The following is a 19742-nucleotide window of genomic DNA, read 5'->3' on the forward strand; positions in this document are numbered from 1 at the left end:
GCGGATCAGTGGAAGGCGACCGTCACCAAGATGCGTGAGGTGTATAAGGCGCCAGTGGCCGAGAAGGACGTCGATGCGATCGTTGCTTATCTCACCGCTATGCCGAGCCAGAAGGTGGCACCCGCGATCGGCAAGGCGCAGGACCCGGACCCCAAAGTGGCTCCTGATGTCTCAGGTGGAACCGGCTAACCGATCTACTTCCATAATCCCGAAATACCATCGTTTTTGAGACGCTGGCAGGCGTAGCTCCGGGTCATCCTGTTTGCTGGCGGACATACTCGCCGAGGCCGCGCGCGACGAGTTCGTCGTTGGAGAGGCGAGGGCCTCGCTTCAGGCGCTGATTGCCGAGTTTGCGGCGGTCCAGCTTCGGCCCGGGTAGTACGGGCGAGGGGGCCTTGAACACCCCGCCGGGCTGAGCGGTACGCGCCGGTTCCTTGTTGTTGCGCCTCGCGTGGTGCGGCTGCACCTGCTGAATGGCGTGGGCGAGCGCCAAGGCAGCGTCGAGGTGCTTGTTGTCGACTACCGGCGCCTGGTTCACCCGGCGCATCTTGTCGAAGATCCGATAGGGCAGGGCCTCACCCTCGTGCTGGATCTCAAGCCTTCCGTCCGGGTACTCGCACACGTCGACCTTCTTGCGCGCAAGCCCCTGTGCGACCGGGGTCGGCTCCAGGATGAACATCGCCTTGTTGTAGTGCAGGGTGAGGGCGCCGGTGACGGTGCGCTGCTCGCGCCAGACCATCTCGGCTTCGAGGTTCTCGTGGATGGCGAGCGGCCGATGCAGATCGCGCGGATCGAAGGGCGCCTTGGCGAACCGCTGATTGTGCTGCGCCATATAGGAGGGGAGGAAGGCGCTGGCTTGGTCGATGGTGTTGATGCGATGAAGCCGCATGGCCTTTACGAGCCGGTCCTGCAGCGTCGCGTTGGCCCGCTCTACACGCCCCTTCGCCTGCGGTGAGTTCGCGCAGATCAGGTCGATGTTCAGCCGGTCGAGCGCGCGTCCGAGATGGGTCATCCCGTCGCCATTCGCCGAGGCCGTGTTGTTGCGGAACGCACTGTGCTTGTCCGTGTAGAAGGCGACCGGCTTGCCGTGCCGCTCGAGGTACGTCCGCGTCGCGCGCATGTAGGAGAAGGTGCTTTCGCTCTCGACCATCTCGAGGTGCATCAGCTCGCTCGTGGCGTCGTCGATGAACACCAGCAGCGTGCATTGCGGGCCGCGGTCCTCGAACCACCAGTGTCTCGAGCCGTCGACCTGGACCAGTTCGCCGCGACAGTCGCGCCGGTAGCGGGGCTGATACGGGCGAGGGCGCCTGGCGGCACGGTCCTTCCAAAGGCCGGCTTCCATCATGATCTGCCGCAGCGTCTCGCACGACAGGCCAAGGCCATGGCGCTCGGCAAGGTACTCGCGCGCGAGCGTCGGCCCGAAGTCGGCATAGTTTTCTCGCACCAGCGCGACCACCTGGGCGCGGAAGGCATCACTGTAGCGCCGGTTGCTTGGCCGCCCGCGCTTGCGCGACACGAGGCCCGCAGCGCCTTCCTGTCGAAGGCGGTAGAGCAGCCGGTAGATTTGCCGCCGTTGGAGGCCCAGCAGCTCCATCGCGTCCACGATCCGGATCTCGCCGCGGTCGAGCCGCATCAGCGTGTCGAACCGGGTAATCTCTGCAGCACTCATCGTCAGCACCGTCATACCATGCGCGTCCTCGTTGCCGAGGAAGGCTATGACACCGGCGACGCGCTGACAGCACCGGCAGTGCCGTTTCTATCTAGCGGAGTGGTGTCATTTGTATCTGGCGCCTACAACACGTGTTGCCGCCAGTTAGAAAAGACACATTCTGCGCTAGATAGAAATGACACTCGTGGTGGCAGCGGGAGCAGCGTGGAGCCCCCCAAGCAGCGCAGCGCTGCTCCCGCTGAAGCGGCGTCGTCACGGCTCCTGCGCCCTTGGCGCGAGCTGGTCGAGGCGCCCGACGACGTGCGCATCACCGCACCGATCTTTATGTCTGGCGCGTCGATTCAAAGCCCCTCCCGCGATCGTCAGGGTCGTTGGCGAGCGGGGCGTGACCGGCGACAATGTCCGCGCCCGCCTCCCACCGGTTCATGAAATCGCGCAACTGACCGTCGAGTGCCGCTAGCCCTCGAAGGCCGTGAGGATCGGACATGGTCCCTCCGCACCTGACCCGCACTCATGCGCGAGCCGGCGAAGCGAGGCGCGCACCCGCTCGAGCTCCTCAATCTTCGCGTCCAGTTCGGCGATGCGCTCGCCGGCAAGCTGACGGGCGCGGGCGCGATCGTCGGTCGCGTCCAACGCCAGAAGCTCACCGATCTGCTCGAGCGTGAAACCGGCCGCCTGGGCCGAGCGGATGAAACGAAGGCGGCGGGCGCTGCCGTAGCGCCGGATGCCGCCTCCGGTGCCAGCCCCGGTCGGGCGGTCGGGCTCGTCCAGCAAACCGCGACGCTGATAGTAGCGCACCGTTTCGACGCCGACGCCGCCTTCGCGCGCGAGCCCTGCGATCGTCATGCCGGTCATGCCTTGACTCCGTACTATGGTACGGATCCTATATAGGCGGGGCGAGAATATTGGAGAAGCGGCATGGCGAGCGCCCCCGCCAAACAGGCGACGATCTACCGGATGGTGATGCCGGAACATACCTGCCCTTACGGGCTGAAGGCGAAGGATCTGCTGCGTCGGGCAGGCTATGCGGTCGATGACCATTGGTTGACGACGCGGGAAGAAACCGACGCTTTCAAGGCAAAGCACGGAGTAAAGACGACCCCGCAGACGTTCATCGCGGGGGAGCGGGTCGGCGGCTATGACGATCTACGCCGCTTTTTCGGCAAGACGGTCCGCGACCCCAAGGCCGTCACATATCGCCCGGTGATCGCCGTGTTCGCGATGACGGCGCTGATGGCGCTCGCCGTCAGCTATGCGGTATTCGGCACGCCCTTCACGGTGCGCGCGGGTGAATGGTTCATCGCGTTCTCGATGTGCGTTCTGGCGATGCTCAAGCTCCAGAACGTCGAGAGCTTCTCGAGCATGTTCCTCAACTACGATCTGCTCGCGAAGCGCTGGGTGCCCTATTCCTATGTCTATCCCTACGCGGAGGGAGCGGCGGGCGTCCTGATGGCAGCGGGTGCGCTGACCTGGCTGTCGGTGCCGGTCGCCCTCGTCATCGGGACGATCGGCGCGGTGTCGGTCATCAAGGCGGTTTATATCGACAAGCGCGAATTAAAATGCGCGTGCGTCGGCGGGGACAGCAACGTGCCGCTCGGCTTCCTTTCGCTTACCGAGAACGTGATGATGGTCGCGATGGCGCTTTGGATGGTCGCGGCGCCGGCAGTCCTCTCGATCACGCATTGACATCGATCTTCGGTCGGGGCGGATAGCGACCATGGAACGCCGACTGCCCCGTCTTGCCGGCACGCTCCGCCTCGTGGCTCTGGCCATGCTGGCGATGATGCTGGTCATGCGCCTGGGGCCGATCTGCGAGGCGATCGCGAACGCCGCGCCGGTCGCGTCCGAGATGGCCGGCTGTGAGGGCACGCAGAAGCCTGCGAAGGCGCCGCAGCAAGCAGCCTGCTCGACCCCGTGCACGGCAGTTCAGCCCACTGTGTTGGCGCCGGTCGACGCTGCTCCTTCCGTTCGCATGGCTCTCCGCCCTCGGCATGTTGAAGGACTCATCGGCATGCCCGTTCCTCCAGCCACGCCGCCTCCGCGAACCGTGTGATCTTCCCGACCACACACATTCAATCGACGGAGTTACCGATGACCAAGATCAAGCTGATCGGCGCCGCTCTGGCGCTGGCGATCCCCGGTGTCGCATTCGCGGCCGGCTCTTGCTGCGCCGACATGGCGTGCTGCAAGGACGGCGCAGATTGCTGCAAGGAAAAGGACGGCAAGAAGGCCGACTGCTGCGCCGGCATGAAGGACAGCAAGCAAGGCGATCATCCCGGCCACGACATGTCGGGCATGAAGCACTGATCCAGAGGCGGCGGGGGCGGCTATCCGCCCCCGCCGCTACCTAGCCATGATGGGCGTAGACGCGACGTCCACCCGGTCCGAACGCAATCACGTCGTAGGCCTGAGCCTTCATGCCGGGCATCTCCATACCCAGCGATCCCATCGGCATGCCCGCTACCGCGAGCCCGGTCACACCCTTTGGCTTGGTCGCCAACGCGCGCTTCATGTCGGCGATCGGTACATGGCCCTCGAAGGTCATGCCGTCGATGATCGCAGTGTGACATGATGCAAGGTCACCGGGCACGCCGCGAGCCTTCATTAGCGCCGGGCGGTTCGCGTCGTCGACGACGCGCACGGCGCGGCCGAACTGAGCCTTCACCTGCTTCGCCCATTTTTCACAGCACGGGCATCCCGGATCGCGGTGCATGGTGATGTCGGCCGCAGCCATCGCAGTCGCCGGGACACCGAGCAACAGAGCGGCCATCGCTGTGCGGAAAGATCGGCTCATCCCCAACTCCTCGAAAGCCTGCCCCCCTCACGGAGAGAGGGGCTAGGCTTGCATCCGTTACTGGGCGCGCTTGCCCATTTTGCGAAGCATCGCATTCAGCGTCGCGATCTCGCGGTTCTGGCTGTCGATGGTCTTCTGCGCCTCACGTCGGATTTCAGCGTTCTGGGTGCTCCGGAGTGCCGTCTGCGACATCGCGATCGCGCCGCGGTGGTGCTCGATCATCTGACGAATCTACGTCTCGCCGGCATCGGCGCCCTTCGCCGCCATCATGCGCTCGTGCATCTTCATCATGTCCGGGCCATAGGGATCAGCCGCCGTCGGCGGCATCATGCCGGAATGATTCATGCCCTGATGGTTCATACCCTGGTGCCCGGCTTGCTGGGCGAGCGCCGGTGAGGCGGCAAGCAGGGCGGCGGTCATGGTCGCGATCATCTTCATCTGGTTTCTCCACGTGGCCCCCGCCCGTGAAGATGATACGCGTCCCGACGCGCCATCCCTCAAGGCGGCGGGAATTACCGGATCGGCTGGAGCGTATTCACGCCAACGCTTTCATCCGTCTCCGGCGGGGGAGGAGCGACCTGCTTGTCCCGATAGGAAGGAAGGTCGGGCGCATCGTCGGCGGTTGGGTGAGCCTCGAGCCGAGCGATAGCCCGCTTCATTTGCGCGATCTCACGCACCTGGGCGTCGATGATCCCATCCGCCAGCTTCCGTACCTCAGGGTCTTTGATATGCGCGCGCTCGCTCGTCATGATCGCTATCGAGTGGTGCGGGATCATCGCTTTCATATAGGCGACGTCGCCCACGGTTTCCTGACTGCGAACAAGCCATAGAGCGCCCGCAAAGACGACGATCGCACCGGCGACGATGCCGAGGTTGGCGCGCCGGTCGGGGTACATACCCCACATGAAGCCGATCATGATGAGCGCCATCACCGCTCCCATGACGATCGCCATCCATGTCCTGGTCTGGCTGTATTCGACATGGCTCAACGCATAGGTGTTGAGGTACATGAGCCCGAACATGACGATCGTGGAGGTCGCGATCATCGCCGCGAACCGTCCATAGCTCATTCCCATCCCGCCACTCTGGCCAGACTGATGATCCTGGGGGTCCATCGCACATTCTCCTCTGGCACGCCGCCTGAAGAGTATTACGCGGCGCCCTGACGCATCCCTCGGGATTTACGCCGTCGACGCGGCCAGCGCATGAACAGAAGGATCGCGCCCGCCACGCCGAAGACGAGACCGCCGGCAGCGAACGCCTTCAGCCAAGGCGTGTTGAAACGCTCGTGCTGGGTCCAGTCCATGATGTGGAGCCCCCAGAAGAAATCGTAGAGCCGCCACGTGCCGGTGCGCACCGACGTCAGCCGTCCTGTCTCGGCCGACACGTAGATGCGGGTGGCATCGTCATCGGCGAACGAGGTGCGCCATGCTGGCAGTGCGCCACGATATTCGGGGCTCGCCCGCTCGACACGCTCCACGGTCGAGGTGGCGGACTTACCGCGATATGCCTTCCTGGCGATGGCGCCAGCGGTCGATGCATCAATCGGCGGGAGCACGGTCGCGGTGCGGGCGTCCAGCAACCGGACACCGCCCGACGCAAGTTGCGCTTCGACCACAGGCCGACCGAGCAGCACGCGATGCTGAAGCTGACGGACGGGCGAGCCAGCAGCCGTTAACAGCGTCGGAACGGGTGCGAATGCCTGGGCGCTCGAAAGCGCCGGCTCGGCATCACGATCTATCCGGTGATCTCCGTGCACCGTATCGATCGGCAGCAGGGCCATGACGAGCCCGCTGGTGAACCACACGATCACCTGCGCCCCGATCAGGAGGGCGAGCCAGCGGTGGACCTTGCTCGCCCCGATGTGGAGGCGCAGCCGCGGGCTCAGAACCAGGTCCTCACACCCGCCACGAAACTGAAGCCGCCGGTGTTGTCACCGCGTGCGCGGGTAAAGCGCGCCGTGTCGCCGAACTGCCGTTCCCAGGACACGCCGATGTAAGGGGCGAACTCGCGACGCCCCTCGTAGCGAAGACGAAACCCCGCCTCGAGGTCGGTGAGCCCCGAGCCGGTGCCGGTTTCGGGCACATCCTGGGCCGAGAAGTTGGCCTCTACCCGGGGCTGGAGCACGAACCAGTTGGTGATGCGCTGATCGTAATAGCCTTCGGCACGGCCAAGCACGTCGCCCTTGTCGGAGAGGAACAGCGCGCCCTCCACTTCGAACCAACCGGGGGCCAATCCCTCGATCCCTACCGTCGCATAGGTGCGCGAAGGGTTGGGCTTGAAGTCGTAGCGAACGCCTGCCTGGAGGTTCCAGTAAGGATCGAGCGCCCGACTGTAGAGCGCTTGCACCTCGGCCTGTTCGAGCGGCTTGCCGAACGTACCTTCTCCCTCGGTCTTGAGCGTGAAGCGATTGATGTCGCCTCCGATCCAAGCCTCGCCATCCCAGCGATAGCCGTCACCGCCCTCGCGCGCCTGATATTCGGCGAGGTTGAAGAGGATCTGATAGACGGTCATCCCGCCGTGCTCGCGGCGCAGATCGTTTTCGCGCGAGCTTGCCATGGCGTCCGCCCCCCAGAAACGGTCGGCGAGGTGGTCGCCGGCAGGAGCGGGAGCGGGCTTGTTGCCGGGGGAAAGGTCGGTTCCGACCTTCGCGGCCGACTGATTACCGGACATCGCCATGCCCGGCATCGCGCTCATGTCATGGCCTGCATGTGGGTCCTGCTGAGCGCCGGTCGATGCTCCCATGCCGGGCATGGCCGACATATCGTGCCCGGCGTGCGGGTCCTTGGCGGGCGCGGCCTGCTGACCGCCCATATCCATCCCCTGCATCCCGCTCATGTCGTGGCCGACGTGGGGATCGGGAGCCGGGGTCCGGCCCATGCTCATCCCGGGCATCTTCATGCCTGTCATGTCGTGCCCGGCGTGAGGGTCGGCCGCGGGCCGAGCGGCGCGCCTGACCGGTGCCTTCCGAGCCGGTGCCTTCCTGACCGCCGGCTTCTTCGTGGCCGGCTTCGCGCGCGCGGCCGGTTTTTTGGCGGGCATCTTCATCCCGGGCATGGACATGCCCGGCATCATGGAGTGGTCCATGCTTTGCCCGATCGCGGGGGCGGCGAGGCCGAACGACGCCAAGCCGGCGAGAAGAAGCGCGCGCGTCATGCTGCCGCTCCTGCCTTGCGGACCTGGACGACGCGCATCATGCCGGCATGCATGTGGTAGAGCATATGGCAGTGGAAGGCCCAGTCGCCTTCCTCCCCGGTCACGTCCCAGCTCACCGTGCCGCCCGGTTGGACCAGCACGGTATGCTTTCGAGGCGCATAGGCGCCCTTACCCGTCACCAAGTCGAAAAAGTGGCCGTGAATGTGGATGGGATGCCCCATCATCGTATCGTTGATGAGTGTCACCCGCACTCGCTCGCCATGGAGCAGGGTAATCGGATCGGGGTTCTCCGACAGTTTCTCGCCGTCGAAGCCCCACATGTAGCGCTCCATGTTACCGGTCAGATGCAGTTTGATCTCGCGTTCCGGCGCACGCGTGTCCGGATTGCGATCGAGCGCCATCAGATCTCGATACGTCAGCACACGGTGCCCGACGTTCTCGAGCCCCTGTCCGGGATCGCCGGTGCGATCGACCGGCATCGGCGAGATGGTCTGCACGCCCGGTCCCTTCTTCACCTCTGGCGCTTTGGAAAAGTCGCGCATGTTCATCGCGCCCATGTCCATGACCGACATGTCCATGCCGCCCATCTGATCGCCGCTCATGCCGGGCATTGCCCCGCCTGCCTGGCCCATCCCGGGCATGGCGGAGCCTTGGGCCTGCCCGTGATCCACGCCCGCCATGTCGCCTGCTGCGGCACCGGCCGCCCCGTGGTTCATTTGCGAATGATCCATGCCCGGCATCGTGCCGGTGCCGTGACCCATCGCGGCATGGTCCATGCCGGACATCGATCCCGCCGCGGCGCCCATAGCACCATGGTCCATCGTGCCATGATCCATGCCGCCCATGCCCATATCCTTCATGGTTGCGAGCGGACGCTTGCGGAGCGGGGGCACCTCGGCCGCCATGCCTTCGCGCGGCGCGAGCGTCGCGCGCGCCATGCCGGAGCGATCGACGCTCTCGCCGACCAGCGTATAGGCGCGCAGGTCGGACGGCGTGACGATCGCGTCATAGGTCTCGGCGGGGCCGAACTGAAACTCGTCGATCTCGACCGGACGAACGTTCAAGCCATCGGCCGCGACGATCGTCATCGGCAGGCCCGGGATGCGGACGTTGAAGGTGGTCATCGACGATGCGTTGATGAAGCGCAGCCGCACTCGCTCGCCGGGCTGGAACAGCGCAGTCCAATTGTCCTTGGGTCCGTAACCGTTGACCAGGTAGGTGTAGACCGAACCCGTGACGTCGGCGACGTCGGCGGGGTCCATCCGCATCTTGCCCCACTCGAGCCGCTCTTTCAGCGACTGATCCTTGCCGGCGAGAAGCCCGGATAGGGTCTGGCGTTGGCGGTTGAAGTAGCCCGATTCCTTCTTCAGCCGGTCGAACAGGTAATGCGGGTGACGGAAGCTGTGATCGGACAGCACGATGACGTGCTCCCGATCGAACTGCACCGGGTCGGGGTTCTTGGGATCGATCAGGATCGGACCATAATGCCCTTCCTGCTCCTGCAGTCCGGAATGGCTGTGATACCAGTACGTCCCGCTTTGGATGATCGGGAACTCGTAGGTGAAGGTGGAGCGCGCCGGGATACCCGGAAAGGCGATCCCCGGCACGCCATCCATCTGGAAAGGCAGTAGCAGCCCATGCCAGTGGATCGAGGTTTCCTCGTCCAGCTCGTTGACGACGTGAAGGCGGACGCTCTGGCCTTCACGCAGGCGGATGAGCGGGGCCGGCACGGTGCCGTTGATGCCGATCGCGTGGCTCTGCCGCCCGTCGATCATCATCATCTGATGCGCGACCTTGAGCGTGATGTCCTCGCCCGAAACGGTCGGCAACGGCTTGGCGATGCCCGCGGAGACAGGCTGCGCCCACGCCGGCATATAGGCCGACAGCGCGAGGCCACCTCCCGCCAGACTGGCACCGCGCAGAACTTGGCGGCGGTCGAGAACGCGCGACATGAAAACTCCTCGAAGGGTAGGGCAGCTCACTGCCCGTCTCACGCTTCTACGCGTGTCGGCGTCCCATCCCTCAGCCCGCGTTCAACTTTTCCATGAGGCGCGCCCGCGCGCGATATAGGCGGGTTTCGACCGCCTTTTGGCTGATCCCCAGGACCTCGGCCGTTTCGGCTTGGCTCAAACCTTCGATCGTCCGGAGCACCAGCGGCTCCTTCAGGTTCGCCGGCAGGGTCGAGATGGCGCGTGTCACGCGATCAAGCTCTTGACGGTCGGCCACGCCATCGTCGATCGGCACCTGGTCGTCGACGATCGCTTCGGTCTGGCTATCGATCGGAAGGGCAAAGGAGAGGAAGCGCCGGACCGCCCTCTTGCGAGCCCAGTCACGGCACTTGTTGATCGCGATCGTCGACAACCATGCCTTCATAGCGCGCTGCGCGTCGTATCGCGGCAGGGCCTGGTACGCGGCAACGAAGGTTTCCTGCACCAGATCGAGGGCCTCGTCGGCCTCCCCGACGCAGGCACGGGCGAGCCGGAATACCGGCTGGCGGTAGCGACGTACGATTTCGGCAAAAGCGGCCTGTCGACCGGCGATGCTGAGCGCTGCAAGCTCGCCATCGGACAGCGCGGTCCAGTCGAGGCTCACCCCTGGCCGTCGGTGAGCGCCTTCACCACCGCATCGTCAAACTGGGAGGTCTGGTTCGGGCGCAGGAGCTGCCGCATGGCGAAGATGTGCGCGAGCGTTGCCTTCTGCAGTTCGCCCATGGCGGCGTGGCTCTGATCGACCGCAGCCGCGACCCGAGGACCATTGCCGTGCTCGGCTTCGATCGCCTCGGCAAGGCGAGCATTGGTGGCGCGCAGCTCCAATTCGAGCGCGCGCCGCTGGACCGCGAACCGATCCTCCAAGACCTTCAAACGCGCTTGCTGGCTGGGATCGAGCGCGAGCTTGTGATGCAGCACCTCGTGGAGCGCCGCACCGGGCTGTTTGGGCTGGGGCAGCAACGCACGTCCGACGAACACGCCTCCGATCGCCGCGAGGAAAGCGAGCAAGACGCACAGCACGACCCGTCTGGTCGAGGTCATGGTTCGCCGATCAACAGGCTCGAGGGCGCGAGCGGCGAGGCGCCACCAAGCGGGGCGAGCGACACCGCCGGGCTGGCGGTCGCCGGCAGCTCGGCGCCGATCATGCCGATCGCAAGCGCCGCCATGGTCACGACACCGAGGCCGAGCCCGGCCTGGCGCACGACGGGGCGCGCGCTGATGCGCACGAGCACCTGCTCTTCGATACCTTCGAGCGCTGTCGGGACGGGTGCGCCCGCCAGCCTCGCCAATGCTCTGTCCAGATCGTCCATGCTTTCCACTCCGCCCCTCTAACATCCGTTACGCATGGCTGCCCATCACCCCTCATGGGACGGTGAGGGATCGGCGACCGGGCGGCGTAAATAGAGCACGAACCTCACGGAGTAGCCCCATGCGTCGGATCTTCCTGCCTGCCACCTTGGCCCTTCTCGGCATCGCCGGCGCCGCCCAGGCTCACCCGAAGCTCCTGTCGGCCTCGCCAGCGGCGAACGCGACCGTCGCCAAGCCTGCGCGCATCACGCTTCGCTTCAGCGAGAAGCTGATGCCGAAGTTTTCTGGCGCGGATCTCGTGATGACCGGTCATGGCGGCACCGAGCATGCACCGATGAAGGTCACAGCCGCGACCGCGATCGGCGGAGATGGCCGCACCCTCGTCGTCACGCCGAAAGCGCCGCTCGCCGCAGGACGCTATAGCGTCGCATGGCATGTCGTCTCGGCCGACACGCACCGCGTCACCGGCAACATCGCCTTCGCAGTGAAGTAAAGTGGCCGCCGACTGGCCGCTGATCGCGGTTCGCTTCGCGCTCTACATGACGCTGAGTGGCCTGTTCGGCTTATCGGCCTTCAGCCTCTACGGCCTCAAGGCCGGCGAACGCGCGGACGCTATCGCCTTGCGCCCGTGGCTCGTCGCATGCGCCCTGCTGGGGCTCGTGTTCTCCTGCATCGCTCTCGCGCTCCTCGCTGCGGCGATGGCAGGGGCGCCGCCCTGGCCGATCGACCGCGAGGCGATCGGAATGCTGCTTACCGGGTCGGCGACGGGCACGGCGTGGGAAACTCGCATGATCGCGCTGGTGGTCGGGACCATTTTCGCACTGATCGCGCGAGGACGGACCGCTCCGCTCGGCCTGGTAGCGCTCGCGGCGGGGATCGCGCTCGCAACACTCGCCTGGACGGGTCACGGCGCAATGGACGAGGGCGCGACCGGCTGGGTTCATCTACTGGCCGATATTCTGCACCTATGGGCAGCCGGCGCCTGGGTCGGCGCCCTGCTCGGTCTGACGCTGCTCGTCACGCGTGCGCCTAGTCGCGTCGACACCGCCCATCTCCGACTTAGCCATCGCGCACTGCATGGCTTCGGTCTGGCGGGTACGATTTTGGTCGGCACGATCGTGGTAACAGGGCTGGTGAATGGCTGGCTGCTGGTCGGCGTCGGCAATCTGCGACGCCTTCCCGACGCCCTCTACGGCCAGCTTCTTCTCGCCAAACTCGCGCTGTTCGGCGCAATGCTGGGGCTGGCGTCGATCAATCGCTTCCGACTGACGCCGGCTCTCGAGCGTTCGATCGCCGCGGCCGATCTTCGGGGCGCGCTCGGCACTCTGCAGCGCAGTCTCGCGATCGAGGCTGGCTGCGCCATCACGATACTAGCGCTCGTTGCCTGGCTGGGCACGATGGAACCACCCGCATCGGCGATGTGAGAGGCCGGCGCCGGATCGACGACTGGCGCGATCAAACCCGCATGGCCGTTGCTGCCATTCAGGCAGGTGCTGATGGCGAAATAGTGTGCGGAACACTGGACAAGCCTCATATATCCGTTAAGCTGGATATGTGGAAAACGAGACTGCTATTTTGGCGCTGGGTGCTCTTGCACAAGGAACGCGCCTGGACACGTTCCGCCTGTTGGTACGGCACGAACCGGATGGCTTGGCTGCCGGCGATATCGCGCGTCAGCTCGACGTGCCGCAGAACACCATGTCGGCGCATCTCGGTATTCTCGCGCGCGCCGGCCTGGTGCGCTCCGAGCGCCATAGCCGGTCGATCATCTACCGTGCCGACCTCGACGGCCTGCGCGCGCTGACGCTGTTCCTCGTCAAGGATTGCTGCGCCGGCAATTCGGAGCTGTGCGCGCCGCTCGTCGCCGAACTCGCCCCCTGCTGCTGAAAGGACGCCCCGTGGCCGTCGATATCGTCATCTATCACAACCCCGAGTGCGGCACGTCGCGCAACACGCTGGCGATGATCCGCAACGCCGGCATCGAGCCGCACGTGGTCGAGTATCTGAAAACCCCTCCAGCCCGCGCGTTGCTGATCGAGCTGATCGAGCGCGCCGGCCTGACGCCCCGCAATTTGCTGCGCGAGAAGGGGACGCCCTATGCGGAATTGGGTCTCGATAACACATCGCTGTCCGATGACGCGCTGTTGGACGCGATGATGGCGCATCCGATCCTCATCAACCGACCGCTGGTCGTCTCGCCGATCGGCGTGAAGCTCTGCCGGCCCTCCGAAGCCGTGCTTGATCTGCTGCCGACCGATCAGCTCGGCGCGTTCGCGAAAGAGGACGGCGAGCAAGTGGTGGACGCGTCGGGCCAGCGCGTCGCCTGATGCTCCTTGCCGTCCTGATCTTCGTCGCGACGATCGCGCTCGTCATCTGGCAACCCAAAGGGCTCGGGATCGGGTGGAGCGCGATGGGCGGGGCCGTCGTGGCGCTGCTCGCGGGGGTCGTCACGCTGTCCGACGTGCCGGTGGTGTGGGGCATCGTCTGGAACGCGACGGCCGCGTTCGTCGCGATCATCGTTATCAGCCTGCTGCTCGATGAAGCCGGATTCTTCGAATGGGCGGCCCTCCATGTCGCGCGCTGGGGCAGGGGGCATGGTCGCCGGCTGTTCGTTCTGATCGTGCTGCTCGGTGCGGCGGTCTCCGCGCTGTTCGCCAACGACGGCGCGGCGCTGATCCTGACGCCGATCGTCATCGCCATGCTGCGGGCGCTGGGCTTCAAAGACAAAGCGACGCTGGCGTTCGTCATGGCGGCGGGGTTCATCGCCGACACGGCCAGCCTGCCGCTGGTCGTATCGAACCTCGTCAACATCGTATCGGCCGACTTCTTCCGTGTCGGGTTCGGCGACTATGCGTCCGTGATGGTACCGGTCGACCTGGTGTCGATCGCCGCCACGCTGGGCGCGCTCTTGCTGTTCTTCCGGCGCGACATACCGGCGGACTATGACATAGGCGCGCTGCGTGCGCCGCGTGACGCGATCCGCGACGCCGCGACGTTCCGCGCCGGATGGGTCGTTCTCGCGCTGCTGCTCGCTGGGTTCTTCCTGCTTGAACCGCTCGGCGTGCCGGTCAGCGCCGTCGCCGCTGCCGGCGCGATCCTGCTGCTGGTGATCGCGGGGCGCGGCCATGTGATCTCAGCGGCCAAGGTGCTGCGCGGCGCACCCTGGCAGGTCGTGATCTTCTCGCTCGGCATGTACCTGGTCGTCTATGGCCTGCGGAACGCCGGCCTGACCGACCATCTGGCAGCACTGCTGGATCGCACCGCGCAAGGCGGCATGTGGGGTGCCGCGCTGGGCACAGGCGTCATCGCAGCGGTCCTGTCGTCGGTGATGAACAATATGCCGACCGTGCTGGTGGGCGCGCTGTCGATCGACGCCACCCACGCCACGGGCCCGATCAGGGAAGCAATGATCTACGCCAACGTGATCGGCTGCGATCTCGGTCCCAAGCTGACGCCGATCGGCTCGCTCGCGACGCTGCTCTGGCTCCACGTCCTCGGGCAAAAGGGCGTGCGGATCGGATGGGGCTATTACTTCCGTGTCGGCGTGACACTCACCGTGCCGGTGCTGCTCATCACGCTCGCGGCGCTTGCGATCAGGATTGGCATCGCATGACCAGAATGGTCGCCACGTTGCTCGACCCTGCCGGCCTGGCTGGCTTGGCACAGTTGCTGGATGCCGCGAACCTACCGAGTGCCGATCTCGCCGGTCCCGGCCGCCTGTTCTTCCGGTTCGAGGCCGATAACCTCGTCGGCTATGGTGGGGTCGAAGGCGAAGGGAGTGACCGGTTGCTCCGCTCGATCGTCGTCCTCGCCGATCGTCGCGGGCATGGCCTGGGCCGGACATTGGTCGTCACCCTCGAACGACAGGCTCGCGACTTCGGGGTGCAGCGCCTCCATCTCCTGACGACGACGGCTGCGCCTTTCTTCCGGACGCTCGGCTATGCCGACTCCGACCGCGGCGCGGCTCCCCCGGCCGTCGCTGCATCGCGCGAGTTCACCGCGCTGTGCCCCGCGTCGGCCGTCTATCTCGTGAAAGCCCTCTGATGCCGCTCCGCACGCTGCCCGATCCCGATACCATGCCGGCGCTCAATCCCGCCTATGCCATCCGGCGACCCGCCGTGGGGCTCGGCCCGCTCGACCCCGCGCCCCGTATCCTTCTGCTCTACGGTTCGCTGCGCGAACGGTCCTTCTCCCGGCTGTGCGTCGAGGAAGCGGCGCGCCTGCTCCGGCTCTTCGGCTGTGAAACGCGCATCTTCGATCCATCGACCCTGCCGCTGCCCGACCAACATGCCGGCGACGATCATCCGGCCGTCCACGAGTTGCGTGAGCTGTCCTTGTGGTCGGAGGGGCAGGTGTGGTGCAGCCCGGAGCGGCATGGCCAGATCACCGGCATCATGAAGCTGCAGATCGACCATCTGCCGCTGTCGATGGGCGGGATGCGTCCGACGCAGGGACGCACGCTCGCGGTCATGCAGGTGTCGGCCGGATCACAGTCTTTCAACAGCGTCAACACGCTGCGCGTGCTGGGTCGCTGGATGCGGATGGTGACGATCCCGAACCAGTCGAGCGTCGCCAAGGCGTTCAACGAGTTCGATGACACCGGGCGCATGAAGGCGTCGAGCTATTACGACCGGATTGTGGATGTGATGGAGGAGCTGGTGCGGTTCACGATACTGCTGCGCCCACACACTGCCCAACTCGTAGATCGCTATTCGGAGCGCAAGGAAGCCGGGATGCCGATCGACACCACCACGGACCCCTCCAGCATCGCGACAGCGCCGCAATCCTGACGGGCTTCGTCAGGAGTTGCGTATGTGCAGCTTAGACCCGCGTTCCGCTGTCGAAATCAGCCGGCATCGTGATCGCTTCCATAACCCGGCAATCGGCGATCCTGCCGCCCTCGCAATCCCGTGTCGCATCAGCCAATGCGTTTCGGAGCGCCGTCAGGCGGGCAATGCGGTCTTCCACGCTCGCAAGGTGCCGGCGAGCGAGCGAGCCTGCTTCCTTACAATCCTGATCGGGGTTGGCCGACAAAGCGATCAGGGATCGGATTTCGTCAGTCGAGAACCCCAGATCACGGGCGTGACGGATAAAAGCGAGCTGGCGAACCTCCGCATCACCATAGGTGCGGCGCCCGCCTGCCGTGCGCGCAGCCTCCGGCATCAAGCCTATATCTTCGTAGAAACGGATCGTGTTGACCTTGGTCCCGGTCCGTTTCGCTATGTCGCCGATCATCAACACCCTGCGGTCCTCGCAATTTTACGCTTGCTCCTACAGTGACTGTAGATCGTAACGGAGCGGGATGAGCGCAAGCGAATCCTCTACGTGCGGCTGCACGGGCGACACGAAACGTGCGGAGCGCGACGCTGCCTATCGGCGTGCCCTATGGATCGTGGTCCTCCTGAACCTGGGCTTCGGGCTGATCGAAATCGTCGGTGGGTTCGTCGCCGACAGTCAGGCGCTCAAAGCCGATGCGCTCGACTTCATTGGCGACGGCACGATCTCATTGCTCGGCCTCATCGCGTTGGGCTGGACGGTGCCAGCCCGTTCAAGGGTCGCTCTCGCCCAAGGCTTGTTCCTCGGAACACTGGGTCTGGGTGTCATCGGCTTTGCCATCTGGCGCGCGATGAACGCCGTGGCACCCGACGCCGATCTGATGGGCGGAATCGGGATCGTCGCCCTTATCGTCAACGTCAGCGCGGCGCTCGTCCTGTCACGGTTTCGCGAGGGCGATGCCAATGTACGGGCTATCTGGCTGTTTAGCCGGAACGATGCGCTCGCCAACATCGCCGTCGTCATTGCCGCCGGCCTGGTGGCATGGACCGGGAAGGCATGGCCCGACCTCGCGGTCGCCGGCATCATTGCGGTCCTGTTCCTGCACTCCGCTTGGGAGATTACCCGAGGTGCATTGGCAGAAATGGGTGGCAGCTCATGAAAGTCGAACGCAACGCTGGCCGGGTAGCGTCCGATGATCGCGGGTCACGCCATTCTCGCGGAATGATAAGGAGCAAGCTCATGCGCAAGCTGCTGCCCTTTCTCGCCTGTCTGATGCTGGTCCTGACCGGCTGGGCGGGCATGGCGGAGGCTACGGAAGGCGTCGGGTGCATCGAGACCTCTCAGGTCAACACAATCATGCACATGGCTGGCGACTGCGACGAGGTGCCGGCGGATGCGGATAAGGGCTATCCTCATCATCACACCGTCTGTCACGGCCACCATGTCGCCGCACCCGCTGAGCATAGTGTCGACGTCGCCGTGATCGACAGTTGGGCCGAATTTGCGAGCCACAAGGCTCCGGTCTGGCTTGCGCATCAGAGCGACCCGGCGCTTCGACCACCACAGGCCTGACGACGCACCGGGCGCCTTCCGGCGCCTGAGACTGGTTCGTCAGGAGCATCTACAATGAAGCGCATGATAGCGGCCGTGCTGGTCGCGACAGCCTGTGCGTCGAGCAACTCGGCACAGGCACAGGACACGGAGGCGTCGGCACCGCCGCTGACCCTTGATGAAGCTCTTACCGCGGCCGGTGCAGTATCGCCGGCGGTCGAGGTCTCCCGATCGGGCATTCAGGCGGCGCAAGCGCAACGCTCGATCGCCGGCTTGCGGCCTAATCCGTCGCTCGACGCGATGAGCGAGAACGTCGCCGGCACCGGTATCTATAAGGGACTGCGCTCGGCCGAAACGACGGTCGGCGTATCTTTGCCGCTTGAACTCGGCGGCAAGCGGTCCGCGCGCGTCGCGGTCGCCAATGCGCAACTCGACCGCGCGTCGCTCGAAGCGGCAATCATACAGGCCGATCTCCGGTTGCGGGTCACGCAGGCCTATAACGATGCCGCGGCGTCGCAACGCAGGGTAGTCACCGCCCGCGAACAGGTCGGGATCGCAAACGAGGTACTGCGTGCAGCGCGGGTTCGCGTTGCGGCCGGTCGCGCCTCACCGCTCGAAGAGCAGCGCGCCGACGTAGCTCGGCTGAATGCGGAAGGAGCGGCCGAGCGCGCGGAGCGATCCGCCCAAGTGGCGCTCGGCAATCTTGCCCGGCTGATCGGGCGCGGCCCCAGCTCGCTGGATACAGCCTGGTTCGCCCGGATCGAAGGCGCAGGACCACGGTTGCCGGTGCGCAGTGAAGGCACGCTGACGGCCGCGGCGGTGCAGGCCGATCTCACCACGGCGACGGCGCAGGTCCGCCTTGCCAGAAGCCAGAGGGTTCCCGACGTAACGATCAGCGCGTCCGCACGCAGGCTGGAGATGACCAACGATACGGCCGCGGTATTCGGCGTGTCGGTGCCCTTGCCACTGTTCAACAATGGCCGAGCGGCCGTTGATCTGGCCTCTGCTCAACGCACCCAGGCGGACGCGCAGCGCCGCCTCGCGCTGCTCGATGCGGAACAGGCCATCGCCACGGCACAGGGCGACGTTGCGAATGCGGCGACGACAGCCCGCAACGCGACCGGACCGACGCTTGCCGCGGCGCAGGAAGCCGCGCGGATCGCGCGGATCGGCTACCGCGAAGGCAAGTTCGGTCAGTTGGATCTCCTCGAGGCCGAACGCACGCTTGCCGACACCCGTGCGGCCGCGGTCGACGCGCTGGCCGCCTATCATGACGCACAGGCCCGGCTGGAACGGCTCGCCGCCCCGGCGCCTAACGATGCGAAGGACGCACGATGAAAACCAATCATGCGCGGACCCTACTGTCCGCCTTGCTTCCGCTGGCGCTCGCTGCGTGCGGCGGGGCCGAGAAGAAGACCGACGACATGGCCGGTATGGAGGGCATGGAGAAGGGCGAGGGGGCCGAGAAGAAGACGGATAAGGATGCGGTGACGCTCACGGCGCGGCAGATCGCCGACGCCGGCATTGAGGTCGCCCGCCCGACCGTGGGCGGGGTCGCCGGCGCGATCGAGTTGCCCGCGCTCATCCAGGGCGATCCCCAAGGCGTCCAGGTTGTCTCCGCAACCATTGGCGGTCGCTTGGTCGCGCTCACACGCAACCTCGGCCAGCCCGTCCGGCAGGGTGACCCGCTGGCGGTGATCGAGAGCCGCGAGGCCGCTTCTCTGAAGGCGGAAGTCGAGGCCGCTCGCGCCCGCGCCGCACTGGCACAGTCGAACCTTCGGCGCGAACAGCGGCTTTTTGCCGAGCGCGTTTCGCCCGAACAAGACCTGGTGGCGGCGCGGACCGCAGCGACGGAGGCGGCAATCGCGCTGCGCCTCGCGCAGCAACAGCTCGGTACCACGGGGGGCGGTGGTGGTGCCCTCAACCGCATCGCCATGCGCTCGCCGATCTCAGGTCAGGTAATCGCCCGTCCGGCGGTTCTCGGCCAGACTGTCGATGCGAACGCCGAACTCTACCGGGTTGCGAACCTCTCGCGGGTGACGATCACCGCCTCGGTCTCGCCCGCGGATGCAAGCCGTATCCGGCCGGGTACGCGGGTTGAGGTAACCGCAGCCGGTCGTAGACAGGAAGGACGGGTGTCGTTCGTGTCCCCAGCGCTCGATGACAGCACGCGCCTCGTGCCTGTCATCGCCACGCTCGACAATGCGGGGAATACCTGGCGGGTGGGCGAGCCGGTGACGGCGAGCTTCATGCTGCCCGCCAACGGCGATCGTAGCGTCTCGGTCCCCTCCACCGCGGTGCAAAGCATCGAGAACCGCACAGTTGTCTTCGTCCGCACCCCGACCGGCTTTCACGCCACCCCGGTCACGGCCGGTCGCCGCAATGGCGATCAGGTCATCATCAGTTCCGGCCTCAATGGCCAGGAGCGGATCGCCACCACTAACTCGTTCACCCTGAAAGCCGAACTCGGCAAGGGTGGCGGGATGGACATGGACTGAGC

27 protein-coding genes and 1 pseudogene are annotated in these 19742 nt (G+C 65.7%); 15 read left to right on the forward strand and 13 right to left on the reverse strand.

Annotation, left to right across the window (positions count from 1 at the left end; all coding sequences use genetic code 11):
- Positions 1–189 (forward strand): annotated as a pseudogene (locus KZ813_RS02465) (hypothetical protein); the annotation flags it as partial.
- A 64-nt stretch (positions 190–253) separates the two neighbouring features.
- On the opposite strand, the gene KZ813_RS02470 reads toward KZ813_RS02465, so the two are convergent.
- On the reverse strand, positions 254–1684 hold the full coding sequence (locus KZ813_RS02470) for an ISNCY family transposase (protein ID WP_116462995.1): 1431 nt from the start codon (positions 1682–1684) through the stop codon (positions 254–256).
- 441 nt (positions 1685–2125) lie between these two features.
- Positions 2126–2524: a MerR family transcriptional regulator gene (locus KZ813_RS02475; RefSeq protein WP_219753421.1), complete on the reverse strand. Its 399-nt coding sequence runs from the start codon at positions 2522–2524 to the stop codon at positions 2126–2128.
- 63 nt (positions 2525–2587) lie between these two features.
- Here KZ813_RS02475 and KZ813_RS02480 point away from each other — a divergent pair, with 63 nt between their 5' ends.
- From KZ813_RS02480 to KZ813_RS02490, 3 genes are read left to right on the forward strand one after another with little or no spacing between them, the layout of a single operon-like run.
- Positions 2588–3355: a MauE/DoxX family redox-associated membrane protein gene (locus KZ813_RS02480; protein ID WP_219753422.1), complete on the forward strand. Its 768-nt coding sequence runs from the start codon at positions 2588–2590 to the stop codon at positions 3353–3355.
- A 31-nt stretch (positions 3356–3386) separates the two neighbouring features.
- A complete protein-coding gene (locus KZ813_RS02485) occupies positions 3387–3722 on the forward strand; it encodes a hypothetical protein (RefSeq protein WP_174195066.1) in 336 nt (111 codons plus the stop codon).
- A 38-nt stretch (positions 3723–3760) separates the two neighbouring features.
- Positions 3761–3976: a hypothetical protein gene (locus KZ813_RS02490; RefSeq protein WP_174195065.1), complete on the forward strand. Its 216-nt coding sequence runs from the start codon at positions 3761–3763 to the stop codon at positions 3974–3976.
- Positions 3977–4016: 40 nt separating this feature from the next.
- Here KZ813_RS02490 and KZ813_RS02495 read toward each other — a convergent pair whose 3' ends face one another.
- The 10 genes from KZ813_RS02495 to KZ813_RS02535 all read right to left on the reverse strand — a co-directional run bounded on the left by KZ813_RS02495 (position 4017) and on the right by KZ813_RS02535 (position 10917).
- Positions 4017–4439 carry a DUF411 domain-containing protein gene (locus KZ813_RS02495; RefSeq protein WP_258046367.1) on the reverse strand — a complete coding sequence of 141 codons (423 nt, stop codon included), beginning with the start codon at positions 4437–4439 and terminating at the stop codon, positions 4017–4019.
- 81 nt (positions 4440–4520) lie between these two features.
- Entirely contained in the window at positions 4521–4685 is a 165-nt protein-coding gene (locus tag KZ813_RS20325; protein ID WP_308461765.1) for a DUF305 domain-containing protein, read from the reverse strand.
- 9 nt (positions 4686–4694) lie between these two features.
- Positions 4695–4901 carry a hypothetical protein gene (locus tag KZ813_RS20330; RefSeq protein WP_308461766.1) on the reverse strand — a complete coding sequence of 69 codons (207 nt, stop codon included), beginning with the start codon at positions 4899–4901 and terminating at the stop codon, positions 4695–4697.
- 74 nt (positions 4902–4975) lie between these two features.
- On the reverse strand, positions 4976–5578 hold the full coding sequence (locus tag KZ813_RS02505) for a DUF305 domain-containing protein (RefSeq protein WP_219753423.1): 603 nt from the start codon (positions 5576–5578) through the stop codon (positions 4976–4978).
- A 35-nt stretch (positions 5579–5613) separates the two neighbouring features.
- Complete coding sequence (locus KZ813_RS02510) at positions 5614–6357, reverse strand: PepSY domain-containing protein (RefSeq protein WP_258046396.1); 744 nt, start codon at positions 6355–6357, stop codon at positions 5614–5616.
- Positions 6348–7619 carry a copper resistance protein B gene (locus KZ813_RS02515; RefSeq protein ID WP_219753424.1) on the reverse strand — a complete coding sequence of 424 codons (1272 nt, stop codon included), beginning with the start codon at positions 7617–7619 and terminating at the stop codon, positions 6348–6350. Before KZ813_RS02515 ends, KZ813_RS02510 begins: the two co-directional genes overlap by 10 nt.
- Positions 7616–9571, reverse strand: coding sequence for a copper resistance system multicopper oxidase (locus tag KZ813_RS02520; RefSeq protein ID WP_219753425.1), 1956 nt, complete (start codon positions 9569–9571; stop codon positions 7616–7618). Before KZ813_RS02520 ends, KZ813_RS02515 begins: the two co-directional genes overlap by 4 nt.
- 70 nt (positions 9572–9641) lie before the next feature.
- Positions 9642–10211: an RNA polymerase sigma factor gene (locus KZ813_RS02525; RefSeq protein ID WP_219753426.1), complete on the reverse strand. Its 570-nt coding sequence runs from the start codon at positions 10209–10211 to the stop codon at positions 9642–9644.
- Positions 10208–10648 carry a periplasmic heavy metal sensor gene (locus KZ813_RS02530; protein ID WP_219753427.1) on the reverse strand — a complete coding sequence of 147 codons (441 nt, stop codon included), beginning with the start codon at positions 10646–10648 and terminating at the stop codon, positions 10208–10210. The genes KZ813_RS02525 and KZ813_RS02530 overlap by 4 nt, the downstream gene beginning before the upstream one ends.
- Positions 10645–10917, reverse strand: coding sequence for a hypothetical protein (locus KZ813_RS02535; RefSeq protein ID WP_219753428.1), 273 nt, complete (start codon positions 10915–10917; stop codon positions 10645–10647). Before KZ813_RS02535 ends, KZ813_RS02530 begins: the two co-directional genes overlap by 4 nt.
- Before the next feature lie 119 nt (positions 10918–11036).
- Between KZ813_RS02535 and copC the strand changes: the two genes are divergently transcribed.
- The 7 genes from copC to arsH all read left to right on the forward strand — a co-directional run bounded on the left by copC (position 11037) and on the right by arsH (position 15705).
- A complete protein-coding gene (gene copC, locus KZ813_RS02540) occupies positions 11037–11408 on the forward strand; it encodes a copper homeostasis periplasmic binding protein CopC (RefSeq protein WP_219753429.1) in 372 nt (123 codons plus the stop codon).
- A gap of 1 nt (position 11409) precedes the next feature.
- Positions 11410–12339, forward strand: a complete 930-nt coding sequence (copD, locus tag KZ813_RS02545) for a copper homeostasis membrane protein CopD (protein ID WP_219753430.1) — start codon at positions 11410–11412, stop codon at positions 12337–12339.
- Between the two features lie 130 nt (positions 12340–12469).
- Positions 12470–12802 (forward strand): ArsR/SmtB family transcription factor, encoded by a 333-nt coding sequence (locus tag KZ813_RS02550; RefSeq protein WP_219753431.1) that lies wholly within the window; start codon positions 12470–12472, stop codon positions 12800–12802.
- An 11-nt stretch (positions 12803–12813) separates the two neighbouring features.
- Complete coding sequence (arsC, locus tag KZ813_RS02555; RefSeq protein WP_219753432.1) at positions 12814–13242, forward strand: arsenate reductase (glutaredoxin); 429 nt, start codon at positions 12814–12816, stop codon at positions 13240–13242.
- On the forward strand, positions 13242–14528 hold the full coding sequence (locus tag KZ813_RS02560) for an arsenic transporter (protein ID WP_219753433.1): 1287 nt from the start codon (positions 13242–13244) through the stop codon (positions 14526–14528). Before arsC ends, KZ813_RS02560 begins: the two co-directional genes overlap by 1 nt.
- On the forward strand, positions 14525–14959 hold the full coding sequence (gene arsN2, locus KZ813_RS02565; RefSeq protein WP_373369236.1) for an arsenic resistance N-acetyltransferase ArsN2: 435 nt from the start codon (positions 14525–14527) through the stop codon (positions 14957–14959). Before KZ813_RS02560 ends, arsN2 begins: the two co-directional genes overlap by 4 nt.
- Positions 14959–15705, forward strand: a complete 747-nt coding sequence (gene arsH, locus KZ813_RS02570; RefSeq protein ID WP_219753434.1) for an arsenical resistance protein ArsH — start codon at positions 14959–14961, stop codon at positions 15703–15705. Before arsN2 ends, arsH begins: the two co-directional genes overlap by 1 nt.
- Before the next feature lie 31 nt (positions 15706–15736).
- Here the strand turns inward: arsH and KZ813_RS02575 are convergent, their stop codons facing one another.
- Complete coding sequence (locus tag KZ813_RS02575; RefSeq protein WP_219753822.1) at positions 15737–16150, reverse strand: MerR family transcriptional regulator; 414 nt, start codon at positions 16148–16150, stop codon at positions 15737–15739.
- Positions 16151–16217: 67 nt separating this feature from the next.
- Here KZ813_RS02575 and KZ813_RS02580 point away from each other — a divergent pair, with 67 nt between their 5' ends.
- From KZ813_RS02580 to KZ813_RS02595, 4 genes are all read left to right on the forward strand, one after another.
- The gene (locus KZ813_RS02580) at positions 16218–16850 is read left to right on the forward strand and encodes a cation efflux transmembrane domain-containing protein (RefSeq protein ID WP_219753435.1); all 633 of its coding nucleotides are present in this window, start codon (positions 16218–16220) and stop codon (positions 16848–16850) included.
- Positions 16851–16930: 80 nt separating this feature from the next.
- Positions 16931–17263: a hypothetical protein gene (locus tag KZ813_RS02585; RefSeq protein WP_131818578.1), complete on the forward strand. Its 333-nt coding sequence runs from the start codon at positions 16931–16933 to the stop codon at positions 17261–17263.
- Between the two features lie 54 nt (positions 17264–17317).
- Positions 17318–18580: a TolC family protein gene (locus tag KZ813_RS02590; RefSeq protein WP_219753436.1), complete on the forward strand. Its 1263-nt coding sequence runs from the start codon at positions 17318–17320 to the stop codon at positions 18578–18580.
- Entirely contained in the window at positions 18577–19740 is a 1164-nt protein-coding gene (locus tag KZ813_RS02595; protein WP_069319171.1) for an efflux RND transporter periplasmic adaptor subunit, read from the forward strand. The genes KZ813_RS02590 and KZ813_RS02595 overlap by 4 nt, the downstream gene beginning before the upstream one ends.
- The last annotated feature ends 2 nt before the right edge of the window (positions 19741–19742 follow it).

Origin of the sequence: Sphingomonas folli (assembly GCF_019429525.1) — a bacterium.
GTDB classification, from domain to species: domain Bacteria; phylum Pseudomonadota; class Alphaproteobacteria; order Sphingomonadales; family Sphingomonadaceae; genus Sphingomonas; species Sphingomonas folii.

Coding starts and splice junctions, on each gene's coding strand:
- KZ813_RS02575 (WP_219753822.1), bottom strand. CDS start 16,150: ATGATCGGCGACATAGCGAAACGGACCGGGACCAAGGTCAACACGATC.
- arsN2 (WP_373369236.1), top strand. CDS start 14,525: ATGACCAGAATGGTCGCCACGTTGCTCGACCCTGCCGGCCTGGCTGGC.
- KZ813_RS02535 (WP_219753428.1), bottom strand. CDS start 10,917: ATGGACGATCTGGACAGAGCATTGGCGAGGCTGGCGGGCGCACCCGTC.
- KZ813_RS02495 (WP_258046367.1), bottom strand. CDS start 4,439: ATGGCCGCTCTGTTGCTCGGTGTCCCGGCGACTGCGATGGCTGCGGCC.
- KZ813_RS20325 (WP_308461765.1), bottom strand. CDS start 4,685: ATGATCGAGCACCACCGCGGCGCGATCGCGATGTCGCAGACGGCACTC.
- KZ813_RS02515 (WP_219753424.1), bottom strand. CDS start 7,619: ATGACGCGCGCGCTTCTTCTCGCCGGCTTGGCGTCGTTCGGCCTCGCC.
- KZ813_RS02505 (WP_219753423.1), bottom strand. CDS start 5,578: ATGGACCCCCAGGATCATCAGTCTGGCCAGAGTGGCGGGATGGGAATG.
- KZ813_RS02485 (WP_174195066.1), top strand. CDS start 3,387: ATGGAACGCCGACTGCCCCGTCTTGCCGGCACGCTCCGCCTCGTGGCT.
- KZ813_RS02490 (WP_174195065.1), top strand. CDS start 3,761: ATGACCAAGATCAAGCTGATCGGCGCCGCTCTGGCGCTGGCGATCCCC.
- KZ813_RS02480 (WP_219753422.1), top strand. CDS start 2,588: ATGGCGAGCGCCCCCGCCAAACAGGCGACGATCTACCGGATGGTGATG.
- KZ813_RS02590 (WP_219753436.1), top strand. CDS start 17,318: ATGAAGCGCATGATAGCGGCCGTGCTGGTCGCGACAGCCTGTGCGTCG.
- KZ813_RS02560 (WP_219753433.1), top strand. CDS start 13,242: ATGCTCCTTGCCGTCCTGATCTTCGTCGCGACGATCGCGCTCGTCATC.
- KZ813_RS02595 (WP_069319171.1), top strand. CDS start 18,577: ATGAAAACCAATCATGCGCGGACCCTACTGTCCGCCTTGCTTCCGCTG.
- KZ813_RS02585 (WP_131818578.1), top strand. CDS start 16,931: ATGCGCAAGCTGCTGCCCTTTCTCGCCTGTCTGATGCTGGTCCTGACC.
- copC (WP_219753429.1), top strand. CDS start 11,037: ATGCGTCGGATCTTCCTGCCTGCCACCTTGGCCCTTCTCGGCATCGCC.
- KZ813_RS02470 (WP_116462995.1), bottom strand. CDS start 1,684: ATGACGGTGCTGACGATGAGTGCTGCAGAGATTACCCGGTTCGACACG.
- arsH (WP_219753434.1), top strand. CDS start 14,959: ATGCCGCTCCGCACGCTGCCCGATCCCGATACCATGCCGGCGCTCAAT.
- KZ813_RS20330 (WP_308461766.1), bottom strand. CDS start 4,901: ATGAAGATGATCGCGACCATGACCGCCGCCCTGCTTGCCGCCTCACCG.
- KZ813_RS02475 (WP_219753421.1), bottom strand. CDS start 2,524: ATGACCGGCATGACGATCGCAGGGCTCGCGCGCGAAGGCGGCGTCGGC.
- KZ813_RS02530 (WP_219753427.1), bottom strand. CDS start 10,648: ATGACCTCGACCAGACGGGTCGTGCTGTGCGTCTTGCTCGCTTTCCTC.
- KZ813_RS02580 (WP_219753435.1), top strand. CDS start 16,218: ATGAGCGCAAGCGAATCCTCTACGTGCGGCTGCACGGGCGACACGAAA.
- KZ813_RS02520 (WP_219753425.1), bottom strand. CDS start 9,571: ATGTCGCGCGTTCTCGACCGCCGCCAAGTTCTGCGCGGTGCCAGTCTG.